This is a genomic window from Acinetobacter sp. YH12235, from assembly GCF_013417705.1.
Classification (GTDB): domain Bacteria; phylum Pseudomonadota; class Gammaproteobacteria; order Pseudomonadales; family Moraxellaceae; genus Acinetobacter.
On the sequence record NZ_VPDL01000001.1, the window covers coordinates 235,668 to 247,936 of the forward strand.

General features: G+C 37.9%; 14 protein-coding genes, 1 tRNA gene and 1 pseudogene. 8 read left to right on the plus strand and 8 right to left on the minus strand.

The genetic code is table 11. The features are described from left to right. Positions 1-63: 63 nt before the first annotated feature. The 4 genes from FTV13_RS01180 to FTV13_RS01195 are packed head-to-tail and all read right to left on the minus strand — an operon-like array spanning position 64 to position 3,257. Positions 64-717, minus strand: a complete 654-nt coding sequence (locus tag FTV13_RS01180) for a hypothetical protein (RefSeq protein WP_004784477.1) — start codon at positions 715-717, stop codon at positions 64-66. A gap of 19 nt (positions 718-736) precedes the next feature. Then, positions 737-1,552, minus strand: coding sequence for an NADPH-dependent 7-cyano-7-deazaguanine reductase QueF (gene queF / locus FTV13_RS01185; RefSeq protein ID WP_179993404.1), 816 nt, complete (start codon positions 1,550-1,552; stop codon positions 737-739). Continuing rightward, positions 1,552-2,325 carry an ABC transporter permease gene (locus FTV13_RS01190; protein ID WP_159124083.1) on the minus strand — a complete coding sequence of 258 codons (774 nt, stop codon included), beginning with the start codon at positions 2,323-2,325 and terminating at the stop codon, positions 1,552-1,554. The genes queF and FTV13_RS01190 overlap by 1 nt, the downstream gene beginning before the upstream one ends. Next, complete coding sequence (locus FTV13_RS01195; RefSeq protein WP_180010723.1) at positions 2,322-3,257, minus strand: ABC transporter ATP-binding protein; 936 nt, start codon at positions 3,255-3,257, stop codon at positions 2,322-2,324. Before FTV13_RS01195 ends, FTV13_RS01190 begins: the two co-directional genes overlap by 4 nt. A gap of 189 nt (positions 3,258-3,446) precedes the next feature. Between FTV13_RS01195 and FTV13_RS01200 the strand changes: the two genes are divergently transcribed. Beyond that, a tRNA-Arg gene (locus FTV13_RS01200) sits at positions 3,447-3,522 on the plus strand. Between the two features lie 62 nt (positions 3,523-3,584). Here FTV13_RS01200 and FTV13_RS01205 read toward each other — a convergent pair. After that, on the minus strand, positions 3,585-3,758 hold the full coding sequence (locus FTV13_RS01205; protein ID WP_179993406.1) for a hypothetical protein: 174 nt from the start codon (positions 3,756-3,758) through the stop codon (positions 3,585-3,587). A 1,031-nt stretch (positions 3,759-4,789) separates the two neighbouring features. On the opposite strand from FTV13_RS01205, the gene FTV13_RS01210 reads away from it, so the two are divergent. The 4 genes from FTV13_RS01210 (at position 4,790) to FTV13_RS01220 (ending at position 6,612) form a co-directional block, all read left to right on the plus strand. Further along, entirely contained in the window at positions 4,790-4,978 is a 189-nt protein-coding gene (locus tag FTV13_RS01210; protein WP_159124506.1) for a hypothetical protein, read from the plus strand. Between the two features lie 134 nt (positions 4,979-5,112). Further along, positions 5,113-5,355 (plus strand): hypothetical protein, encoded by a 243-nt coding sequence (locus tag FTV13_RS15655; protein ID WP_257218381.1) that lies wholly within the window; start codon positions 5,113-5,115, stop codon positions 5,353-5,355. Between the two features lie 151 nt (positions 5,356-5,506). Continuing rightward, on the plus strand, positions 5,507-5,767 hold the full coding sequence (locus FTV13_RS15660; protein ID WP_257218383.1) for a hypothetical protein: 261 nt from the start codon (positions 5,507-5,509) through the stop codon (positions 5,765-5,767). A gap of 620 nt (positions 5,768-6,387) precedes the next feature. Continuing rightward, a complete protein-coding gene (locus tag FTV13_RS01220) occupies positions 6,388-6,612 on the plus strand; it encodes a hypothetical protein (RefSeq protein ID WP_179993418.1) in 225 nt (74 codons plus the stop codon). A gap of 261 nt (positions 6,613-6,873) precedes the next feature. Here the strand turns inward: FTV13_RS01220 and FTV13_RS01225 are convergent, their stop codons facing one another. Together FTV13_RS01225 and FTV13_RS01230 are read right to left on the minus strand one after the other, a co-directional pair. After that, positions 6,874-7,224, minus strand: coding sequence for a hypothetical protein (locus FTV13_RS01225; RefSeq protein ID WP_159124509.1), 351 nt, complete (start codon positions 7,222-7,224; stop codon positions 6,874-6,876). 293 nt (positions 7,225-7,517) lie between these two features. After that, on the minus strand, positions 7,518-8,216 hold the full coding sequence (locus tag FTV13_RS01230; RefSeq protein ID WP_179993419.1) for a putative quorum-sensing-regulated virulence factor: 699 nt from the start codon (positions 8,214-8,216) through the stop codon (positions 7,518-7,520). Positions 8,217-8,567: 351 nt separating this feature from the next. On the opposite strand from FTV13_RS01230, the gene FTV13_RS01235 reads away from it, so the two are divergent. The 3 genes from FTV13_RS01235 (at position 8,568) to rnk (ending at position 12,003) form a co-directional block, all read left to right on the plus strand. Continuing rightward, positions 8,568-9,797 carry an alpha/beta fold hydrolase gene (locus FTV13_RS01235; protein ID WP_179993420.1) on the plus strand — a complete coding sequence of 410 codons (1,230 nt, stop codon included), beginning with the start codon at positions 8,568-8,570 and terminating at the stop codon, positions 9,795-9,797. Positions 9,798-9,951: 154 nt separating this feature from the next. Next, a complete protein-coding gene (gene glyA / locus FTV13_RS01240) occupies positions 9,952-11,205 on the plus strand; it encodes a serine hydroxymethyltransferase (protein WP_004784306.1) in 1,254 nt (417 codons plus the stop codon). Positions 11,206-11,598: 393 nt separating this feature from the next. Further along, positions 11,599-12,003: a nucleoside diphosphate kinase regulator gene (gene rnk / locus FTV13_RS01245; RefSeq protein WP_034171243.1), complete on the plus strand. Its 405-nt coding sequence runs from the start codon at positions 11,599-11,601 to the stop codon at positions 12,001-12,003. 56 nt (positions 12,004-12,059) lie between these two features. Here rnk and FTV13_RS15585 read toward each other — a convergent pair. Beyond that, positions 12,060-12,269: pseudogene (locus tag FTV13_RS15585) on the minus strand (DDE transposase); the annotation flags it as partial.

The window sequence follows — 12,269 nt, forward strand, 5'->3', positions numbered from 1 at the left end:
AGCCACAAAAAAAGCCTGACCGAAGTCAGGCTTAATCTGCATTATTTGAATAAATATGCGGCTTTATTCAGTAAAGAATAGGGTGTCGTGATATTCTGCCATTGCCTGAAGTTCATCCTTATTTAAATTCAGGATGATTTTATCTGCTGCAATATTAATCGCTTTGATTACCGCTGAAGCACCAATATCAGCAGCCTTGCGTTTAATCATGCCTAAATCTAAGGTTTTATTAAAGTCGACCATGAAATGACGTACAGTCGCTTCACCAAACTGTTTGTACAGATTGCTGAGACTCTGCTTATCGACACTTTGGCCAGCTTTTAATTCTGCATAATGGTGTTTTAGATTGGTGACCAAATTGGCATCCAGAGGTTCACCAATACGGAAATTTCCTTCCGGATCTTTAAACAGGCTGCGCTCAGAAAAAGCAATCGACTCCTTGACGACTTCATTTGGTGCTTTACCCAGCAACTGTTTCAGTAACACTGCTACAGTGGACTTGATATAGCCCGCCAGTTTTTCTGCCGTATCGCGTTTTTCGCTTGCAGGAAAACGGCGTACCAGTTCAGTGAGAATCGCATCAATAATTTCATCATTAATCATTAATGCGGTTTTATCACGCAGTGGATAAAGTGGTTCACTCGAGTTTTTATTTTTCTGTGCAGTCTGAATTGTATTTAATAGTTCTGCAGAAGGAATAAAACCAAAAAAAGGCATTCTTAAACCTCAATGTTTTTTATTGTCGCGCTAAACGAATAGGGCGAGGCATCCATGTGGAATCCGATACACGACAAGGGTTGATATCCAATCCACCACGGCGTGTATAGGTCGCATATACCATCAGCTTTTCCGGTTTCAGATTTTGCCAAATATCGGCAAACATCTGTTCCACACATTGTTCGTGGAAACCGTTATGCTGACGGTAAGAAATAATATAAGCCAAAATACTCTTATAACAAGGTTTTTTGCCCTGATAGCGTATAAATACTGTACCCCAGTCCGGTTGTCCAGTGACTGGACAGTTACTTCTTAATAAATGTGAATAGAGTTGCACTTCGATATTTTCATCGCTTTGCTGATCTAAAGACAATAAAGAAGCATCTGGATGATTTTCCAGGCGTTCCGGAGTCAGGTCATCAATACAGATACCTTCAGGCTTGGAAATTTCCAGTTCATCGACATGGAAAAGATCTAAAGTAATTTCAGCATCGGCAGCTTTTGAGAGATCTTTTTCTACAGTTGCAATAAAGGCCTCTTTCGAATCAAACTTGGTAAAGTTCAGACTATTGAAATACAGCTTTAAAGACTTTGATTCAATGAGATTTGGGGAAAATGCTGGCAGGGTAATCCGACCAATCGCCACTTGAGGCACACCGGCAGCATTTAACCAAGAAATTTCAAAAACATGCCACCAGTCTTTGCCTTGCTGAATAGCTTCAACATGGGCATATTTTTCACGGGCAGGCGCACGAGAAATCGGGAACAAAATATCGGGTTGATACTCTGTTGGGTAGTTGGTGTCTTTACCAAGGAGAGAATGTTCTACACTCATTATTCACGCATTCCTGAACCACGAGACAATAAATAGTAAGCAATACCGTAAAGCACGGCACACCAGAAAGTAATCACGACCAATGAAACGGAAACATTGACATCACTATGACCTAAAATGCCGAAACGGAACGCATTGACCATATACACGATCGGGTTAACTAAAGAGAGATTTTGCCAGAACGGACTTAAGGCTGAAATCGCATAAAATACACCGCCTAAATAGGTCAGTGGTGTAAGTACAAAAGTCGGGATGATCGAGATATCATCAAAAGATTTGGCATAGACAGCATTAATAAAACCGCCTAGAGAGAATAATAGCGAGGTAATGAGTACTGTATATATAGTCACAAACCAGTTAGTAATATAAAGGTCTGCAAAAAACAGGCTCATGGCACTGACAATAATGGCAACAAACAGACCACGAATTACACCACCCAATACATAGCCCCATAAAATGGCATGTAAAGGTACAGGGCTCATAATTAGCTCTTCAATGCTTTTCTGAAATTTTGAGCTAAAGAAGCTGGAAGAAACGTTGGCATAACTATTAGTAATCACCGCCATCATAATCAGACCAGGGACAATAAACTCCATATAACTATAGCCGCCCATTTCCCCAATACGTGAACCGACCAGATTACCGAAGATCACGAAATATAGACTCATGGTAATGGCAGGTGGCAACAGGGTTTGTGGCCAGATCCGCATAAAGCGGCGAACTTCTTTATGAACGATGGTATATAAGGCGACGCCGAGCTGATTTATATTCATTGTGCAGCTCCATCCAGATTTTTCTCGACCATTTTCACAAACAGTTCTTCTAAGCGATTTGACTTGTTACGCATACTGCGTACTTGAATATTCTGAGATTCCAGTAACTGGAACAGGTCATTCATGCTATGAGCTTTATCCAGTGTCACTTCTAGGGTCATTGGATCAACTAAATTAAATTTCACACCAATAATTTCAATATTTAATGGCTCAATAGGCGCAGCCAGATCGAAGATAAAGGATTCTTCATTAAGCTGATTCAGGAAGTTCTTCATGGTGGTATCTTCTTTGATCACACCACGGTCGATAATCGCAATCCGACGACACAACATCTCTGCTTCTTCCAGATAATGAGTCGTTAAAATAATAGAAGTACCATTATTGTTCATTTCATTAAGAAAATCCCACATGGAACGACGCAATTCGATATCTACACCGGCGGTCGGTTCATCCAGAATCAGTAATTTTGGTTCATGCATCATCGCACGGGCAATCATCAGGCGACGTTTCATACCCCCTGAAAGCATACGAGCTTGGGTAGAGCGTTTTTCCCAAAGACCCAGTTTATTTAAATATTCTTCAGCACGCGCTTGGGCAATTTTTTTAGGAATACCGTAATAACCGGCTTGAGTGACCAGAATATCAAAGGTTTTTTCAAACTGGGCAAAGTTAAATTCTTGGGGCACCACACCTAGACATTGTTTGGCTTCAGAAGGGTGGGTATCCAGATTGTGGCCAAAAATCTCAACGGTTCCAGAGGTTTTTCTTGTTAATGAACTGATAATACCAATAGTAGTGGACTTGCCCGCGCCATTAGGTCCTAACAGGGCATAGAATTCACCTTCAGGTACAGTTAAGTTGATTCCTTTAAGTGCCTGAAAACCATTTCCATAGGTCTTCGACAAATCCCTTAATGTCAGCGCATCAGTCATAGAGATCTCAAATGGTGAAAAGTTGAGATATTGTGAGTGATCTTGCAGAATAAACCAAGTCATTCACATGGAATTCTCTGTTGCTGTTTTGGCACACTGTATAAAGGATAGGCATAAAAATAACGAAGTTATAGATAGTTGCTTTACCTTATGCGAATTTTTGTTATGATGTGCGCATTCCAAAAAGCTGCGGCCATAGCTCAACTGGATAGAGTACAGGTCTCCGAAGCCTGTGGCGTGGGTTCGAGTCCCGCTGGCCGCACCATCATTTTATAAGTTCACTTTCCTCATTAGATTAAAAAATCAATTTCAGATCTATAAAATAAATTATGGATTCTCTTCCTCTTCATCCTGATGTTTTTGACGTATTTGATCTCTTTTAACCTGAGGGTCTTGATTCACGCCTAACTGACCGCGTTGAATCTCTCGATCCTGTTTCTCTTGTGGATCTAATTCTTCTTCTGGAAACTCTTCATTCAGTTCTTCATCTGGTTTAGCCATCGGGAATTACCTCTTGTTGAGAATATATATATGTATAAGTCGCCCTAGTCCTTTAATTCTATACCCTAGTCCTTTAATTCTATAAAAGTGGATGAATTACATTGTTGTATTTAGAAATGATTTGATTCTAGGTATTGTTGCGAATGTAAGATTACTTTTGTAATTGAAAAATTCTTCAAGGTAGATAGAAGTAAATGAAGATTTAAGTAAAAATATAAGTTTTATAAATTAATTTATTCTAAGTTCATAGTTCATGTAATTCATCATGCTATAAATATATATGCCACTATTTTCATCATTTAACACAACGGTTAGAAATAAGTCGTTATATGATGAAGCCTTTGTTACGACCCAATCATAATTATCCTAAATTTTTTGCATGCTTAAATGATGTATTTTGCCAATTTTTTAAAGCTAAAAATTGGAATTTTTCATAAGAATTGATACACATTTGAGAATTCTAACTTTATATATCTCATTTGAGAAAATGAAAAGAAAAAATCTTTAAATAAAAAAATGATATGTTGATTTAAGTTGTTGAAAATAATAATTTAATATTGAAAATTTTATTTTTGGAAAGAAAGTTAGATAGCTAAAATTTTAGAAGGAATATCCTCAGCAGAAAATTTTTATCAAATAATAATTTATAAAATTTTAAAAATATTATTTACAAATTGCATACAAAGTGGAATGATTATACAATTAATTAGGGGATTTTTTATGCAAATTCTACAAATTGGGCTGTTGTTAATTCTTCTTATATGTGCTCTCACATCCATTATTGTAGGTGTAATCCTCAGTGATTTTATATTTGGAATAATCGGTCTATTGTCCATTGTGGCTGCAAGCCTAGTCTTACAAGCGTGTAAAAACAGCTTAAAAGATCCTTTCAGGACGAAGGAAAGATGATCTATTTCATGTAAAGATAAAAATACTAGGGAGGGGGAAAGAGGCTTCTTAAAATCAGTAATGCATCATTTAATAAGATGAAGAAAATAAATCTAAAAAATAGAAATAATAAGGGGTTAATAATGAACATACTAAAAATGGGATCAGTTGGTGTTTTCATCCTTCTTGCTGTAATTGCCTTGATTACAGGATTTATTCATCAAGAAGTGCGTTTAGTAATTATTGGAATTTTATTAATTGTAGCATCACTACTCATGTCAATCTTGGCTAAAGAAAATGCAAAACAATTATTCATGATTAAAGGTCAATAGCATATATTGACCAAAAGCATTTATCTTCTCATGTATATTTGAGTACAGGGGAAAGAATAGGAATCTAGTCACATAGAGTGGTTTTTCTCTTAAAAATTAGTATCTTATTCTCATAATAAAAATGAGACATAGATATGAAAAAATTATTATTCATTGGGTTGATGATTGGGGCTTCTTCAGTTGCTGGAGCGAATACACCTTTAGCTATTCAACATGGTAATCCTGCTCCAAAAGATAAAGCAGTTATTACGACTACACCTTATCATGCTCAAGAAAACCTAATAAGTCAGTATTATTTAGCTTTTGGCTATGCCGGTTCAAAAATAGGGGGCAGACAGCTTTTTTGGTACCGAATCATTCGATGGGCTGTTTATTAATGGTGAATATCAATCCCATCCAACGGCCAGCTTATGGGCCGAATATAAATTTCAAAGTTCAGATATTGATTACAATCAAGTTGCAGTTGGGATAAAAAATAAATTTCTGGAAAATGATCAGCTTTATTCAGCAGTTTCTATAGGCTTAGGAATGAGCTGGGTAGATGAAAGTGAAACGGATGCAGATCTTGGTCGAATCGATCTTGAATTGGATTATTTTACAATTCCCGTTGCATTGGAGGTCGGTTATAAAGTTGCTCCTGAAGCAGATTTAATTGGATCTTTTGGTTATCAATGGATGTTTAACCGTGATGCCAAGATTTGCATGAATGGCGCATGTGTCTCTGGCAAGAGTGATGATCTGGATTTGAATGGGGTTACTTATCAATTTAGTTTTCGCTATTACTTTTAGTGGCTAATCAATCGCCTTAATAGCGAACTCTTTTACTTAAGACTTGAAATTATATTTAGATAAAATTATTCATTTTTCACATAAATAAAGAATATTTTTATTAAAATTTAAATAGATAGGATGTAGGGATAGAAAAGAATAGAATTGTTTGTAGTGCTTTATTGATCCAGCCAAAATATTCTAATCTGCTTTTGAAAAAGTACAATTTAAATATTGTATAAGTCTTCTTTTAGAAGTGTAAAAGCGTATTGTTGGTAAAAAAAATCCTGCTATATTGAACTCATGGTAGGTCATAAAACGAAACGACGCTACCAATAAGTTGGACGGATCAATGACAGTTAGTTGAGCTCGAACTTAGGTTCAGGCAATAAATCTAGCACTAGCCATCCAACACAGAGCCCGCAGTGATGCGGGCTTTTTAATACAAAATTCTAAGCGAGAGTTGTTAATCATTTCGACTCTTTTATTTGTATGGCACATTCTTCATTAGCGGCAATATATAGTCGATAAAAAGTGCTCGCTAAAAAATCTTACATATTCGTTTGAAAGCCTTTCAAATAACTATGTTATAAGAATTCAGACAAGCAAATTTAATAATGCCAATAAAGGGAGGTATGACGATGACAAAAGATTTAATTGAAGTGCAAGTCAAAAACCAGTATGGCAAAATCCTGAATGTAAAAGCATTACTACGTGCTGGCGCTCAGCATAGTGATCCGTCCCAGCGTTTGGAACAGCAAGTCGACTATATTGTCGTGGATGATGAAATTATCAGACCAACAATTGAACTGTTATTTGCCAGTGAGCAGACCGACTGTATCTATCGTGTTTTGGATCCTAAATAAGGATTCGGGATTCATTAAGCTGCTTTGCGACCCTTAAAAAAGATATAGCTCATCCAATGATGAGCTTGATTTTGATATCTGAGTTCAGCTTCTTTATAAATATTTGATGCAGAATAAAAACTGATAAATTTAATTCGAAGAGATTGGATAAATTCTTATCTTTTCTCAGTTTCTTAATTTTTTATATTAAATAACATCAAGCTATCTACATAGATGATCTAAATGAACTTCTTCAAAATACGCTCTGAGAAAAGTATTATTTCAGAAAACTTTTAATGTGACATTTACATCATAACGGTCAAACTCGTCCAGAATTTGATACAAGGTTTGCTGTCCCAGTTCATCTGCAGGCCTAATATGTACTTCCTGATTGGTTCCGCTGTCAAAACATTCAATGGTTTGAATTAGCCAATGATGTTCGATTGAACTCTTTTGAATTAATACCCGTCGTGGCTGTAATACATCACTGATCTGGCGTGGTAGTACATAAGTAATCGCAAGTTGTATAGTGTCCAATTCTTCAGCTGGACTTAAAAAAGTGATTACCCAATTGCCCACTTTACTGAGCTGCATGGGATTATCAAAGGCATCGAATTCAAGATAGTATTGCATGGGAAGAAAGAGGATTAATTTATATTATTTCCTATATGCGCCTGTTTAGAGGTATGTTCTATCACGCTAAAGTATAAGAACGGTTAGGCGTGAGAAAGGATTAAATATTAAATTATTAAAAATCAATAAATTAATATTGATTTGCATCTATTTTTATTCTGAATAGCGATTAGTTAAGAGCTTTAAAGACTAAGGTAGTCATCTATAAAATACTTTGTTTCACTTGCTGAATAAAAAAACATTATTAGTTAGAAACCCCTCTCAATATTTAAAGAGGGACGAAAAAATTTAATTTACAGCGTAAGGATCGCCGTATTTTCCAATGCTTTGCGTAGATAAGGATCTAAGTCATCCTGGCGAAGTAACCACTGAACATAGTCAGCAGGAAGATCGGCAATCGCAGTGCCACGGTGCTTACCAAAATTGATGGTCCGTGGAATACGCGCATCTTCAGATGCCTCATAGAGTTCTTCAATACTGCTGATTTTCAGGTGATGCACAATATGCATCAGGATATTTGCTGTCAAAATGATATCCATATCGGCGCGATGGGCTTTACGGATCATTTCCCGGGCGCGTTCGCTGCCTTTGGTAATCATATAGATTAATGCAGAGATATTATGTGCTTCAGCCTCTGGCCAAACACGGCGGGCGAGGGCAAGGGTACAAATTGCTTTAATATTCGATGAATCGACGCCACATTTTTCTAAGGCACGAATATCATAATCAATATTATGGCCAATGATATAAGTGGTTTCTTGCGGGAGTTCAAAGCTGCTGTAATGCGGTTGTCCTTCCAAATCGGACTGCAGAATATGATGTACGGCCATTGCGGCAAAGGAAATCGGTTCGTCGCATGAATAAAGCTGATCAAACAAGCGACTTTTATCCAGACTGATTTTATGGTCTATGATCTCTACAGGCGCATAGGCAATTTCAATGGGTTGACCATTCAAGGTATGGGTTTCAGTATCGAGAATGATAGCCTGCATGACGAGAATATGCCTGAAAAAAAGTGGATATCAAAATCTAACATTATTGTTTCGATCCTGACAATTGAAATGCCGGATTTCAACTTTAATTGCAGACTTTTTGACTGATATAGAATATTTGTAATCTACACTTATAAATAAAAGTTTTCAAAGTTTCTGTAAATATTTCCAAAACTTAAATTTATCGTGTTGGAATGGTCATAAATTAAATCGCTATTTATTAGAAAAATAACAAAATAATCTCTTGTATTTAATGAAATAACTTGGGAAATTATTGTCTAGTTTTATCAACTGATAAAGATAAAACTATAAAAATTATGAGAGATAATAATTAAGACAAGGATAAGATCGATGAAACGTCATGTATTGACTGGTTCTCTACTCGCGCTAAGCGTAGCTTTAACTGCCTGTAATGATAGCGATGATGATCGTTATTATGAATCCAAACCCGCTATTCCCGTAAATAATATTGACAATCCAGTCGTAACCACACCTGTAGCCTATACCAAAACAGATCTGACTGCTGTTGCCGATGAGAGCGTGGTCATGACCTATAAGATGTTAGGTATTAATAATAAGGAAACCCAAGCGACGGCACTGCTTTTCACTCCAAAAGGAACGCCTCCTGCAAAAGGTTGGCCGATAGTGGCATGGGCACATGGTACGACGGGTGTGGCCGATCAGTGTGCACCAAGTCGCAATGAAATAAATTCTTATATCAAAAATATGATTGCCGGATTCCTTCAAGCGGGATATGTGGTCGTTGCGCCTGATTATGAAGGTTTGGGTGAGCCGGGTGGAAAAGAACTTCATCCTTTCCTTAATCTTAAGAGTGAAGCCTATTCCATTACCGATGCTGTCGTCGCAGCAAAAGACTATTTAGGTTCGGAAGCCTCTAATCAATGGATGGCTGTCGGTCATTCTCAAGGTGGTCAAGCGGCTTTAGGCGCTGCCCAATATGCAGCACGTGCTTCTCAAATGACTTATAAAGGTACGGTAGCTTTAGCACCTGCTTCTAATTTCAGTCTGATTCTGGCAGGTGGTGAGGCTCAAGCTGGACAAGAACCAGATCTGAATAAAAAGATTCAAACTCTAGCCTCTTTAGATACTTTTACCGCGCTGATTGTCGCGGGATTGCGTAATCCGAATCCAAATCTGCAATATATTCAGGTCTTTAAAACACCAACAGACGAGATTGCCAAGAATGCCGAAACAGATTGTTATGATGTATTAGGCAACAAATTCGGTACGGCAATGGGAGCTTATGCCCAAACCAATGGGAATCTGGAAGAATATCCGCGTACTCAAGCTAATTTTATGAGTATTCCAGTAGTGAAGAATTTCCTGGATAAAGACTCTCAGCCTTTACAGGTTAAAGTGTCTACACCTGTGATTATTTATCAGGGAGAGGCGGATTCTACTGTTCCAAAGGCTGCAACAGATGTTTTAGTGAGCTTAGCGAATCAGAAACAAACCTCGGTACGCTATATTACGGACGGTTCATGGGATCATGGTAGCGTCTATGCACTGAATATCGCTAATATTATTTCAGATGTAAAATCTCTAATGCCAATTCAATAACTTATTTTTATCTCTATAGCTCATGTTTTTTTAAGCATGAGCTATTTTTATTGCAAACTGAATAAAGTTCATGATCGAAATTGGCAAAGTTCATGTTACAATACGCGCCAATCTTAGCACGGCTTAAAAGCCCTAATTTAATAGGACCTCGCTAATGTTTGCCAATATCTCTATTGCTGAATTTGATCCAGAAATCGCTCAAGCAATCTCTAACGAAGATGCTCGCCAAGAAGCGCACATCGAGTTGATCGCTTCTGAAAACTATTGCTCACCAGCAGTAATGGAAGCTCAAGGATCAAAACTCACTAACAAATATGCAGAAGGCTACCCAGGCAAACGCTACTATGGCGGTTGTGAATATGTAGATGTCATTGAACAATTGGCAATTGACCGTGCTAAAGAATTATTTGGTGCTGATTATGCTAACGTTCAGCCACATGCTGGTTCTCAAGCAAACTCTGCAGTTTACCTAGCGCTGCTTAACCCAGGCGACACAGTATTGGGTATGAGCTTGGCTCACGGTGGTCACTTGACTCACGGTGCGAAAGTAAGCTTCTCAGGTAAAACTTATAATGCAATTCAATACGGTCTGAATCCAGAAACTGGTGAGATCGATTATGAAGAAGTTGAACGTCTAGCTGTAGAACACAAACCACGTATGATCGTAGCTGGTTTCTCTGCATACAGCCAAATCGTAGATTGGCAACGTTTCCGTGACATCGCGGATAAAGTTGGTGCTTACCTGTTTGTAGATATGGCTCACGTTGCTGGTCTGGTTGCTGCTGGCGTTTACCCAAGCCCAGTTCAAATTGCTGACGTAACAACAACGACTACTCACAAAACTCTTCGTGGTCCACGTTCAGGTCTGATCCTTGCAAAAGCAAACGAAGAAATCGAGAAAAAACTTCAATCAGCTGTATTCCCGGGTAACCAAGGTGGTCCTCTGGTTCACGCGGTTGCTGCTAAAGCAATCTGCTTCAAAGAAGCAATGGCACCTGAATACAAAGCATACCAACAACAAGTGGTTAAGAATGCTCAAGCAATGGCTGAAGTTCTAATCGAACGCGGTTACGATGTTGTATCTGGCGGCACTAAAAACCACCTGTTCTTGTTGTCTCTGATCAAACAAGACATCACTGGTAAAGATGCTGACGCTTGGTTGGGTGCTGCACACATCACTGTGAACAAAAACTCTGTACCAAATGATCCACGTTCTCCATTCGTGACTTCAGGTATCCGTATCGGTACACCTGCTGTAACGACTCGTGGTTTCGGTGAATCAGAAGTTCGTGAACTTGCTGGTTGGATCGCTGATATCCTTGATGCTAAAGGCGATGAAGCTGTGATCGCTGCTGTTAAAGAAAAAGTTGCTGCTGTTTGTGCTAAATTCCCTGTTTACGCAAAATAAGCCTAACTTGAGAAAAGCCCCCTCAAGGGGGCTTTTTTATTGGGTGATATTTTTTCTGACTCATCTTCTGCTGCTAGCTTTTACGATGAGTTAAAAGGGAAGATAAGATCAAAGCTTAATCAATCCTATATAGAAAATACTTATCCTTTTATAAAACAAAGTTGAGAAATACAGATCCTATAAATCTGATTTCGAAAAGAGTATTGAGTTTTTCTAAAACTGGTTACATTCTTTGAAAAACAGCTTTATAAGTTGAGTTAAGACACAATTTTTTTAGCAGCTAAAAATAGATTTTTTATATTTGAACTTAATTTAATCTGATTAACCACTTAGAACCTAGATTCATTCGCTTTTTAAAGACTATTCAATCATTCATTAAACAAGGTAGTAAGAATGGCTAAACCAAAAATTATTTTATCTGAACAGGATGTGGAGCGTCTCGAAACCATGCTTGAAAATCAAGACAAGCTCAGTGAGACCATGCTTCAACTGGAAGATGAACTGGCTCGTGCTGAAGTGGTCAAGCCAGAGGACATGCCAAGCAATGTGGTGACCATGCATGCGCGTGCATTGCTGACGATTGCACCATCAACGGAGCCTGTAGAAATCACCTTAGTCTACCCGCATGAGTTTAAAGGTGAAAAAGGGCAAGTGAATGTCGTAGCACCGATTGGAACTGCAATCTTGGGCTTGGCAGAAGGACAGACCATTGAATGGCCACAACCTGATGGTCAGTTGATGAAAGTCACGATTGAAAAAGTGCTGTATCAGCCGGAACGAGAAGGTGACTATCTATAATTTTTTAGTTAATTCGCCAATATAAAAAGGCCCCTATAATCGGTAATGCCAGTCAGTTAAGAGATTGACTGGCATTTTTTTGGGTATTTCTGTGGTTTCCCTTTCACAACTCGTGGGTAGTTTCTACTTCTTTTTTTCGGTAAAACATACCTTTTAGATTTTTCCATTAAACTTTCTAGATGTTTAGGCAAATTACCTGCGGAAGCCAAAGAATCAAACTTCAATAGGTTAAGGATAGCAATAGAGGTAATATGAAAGCTCATTCT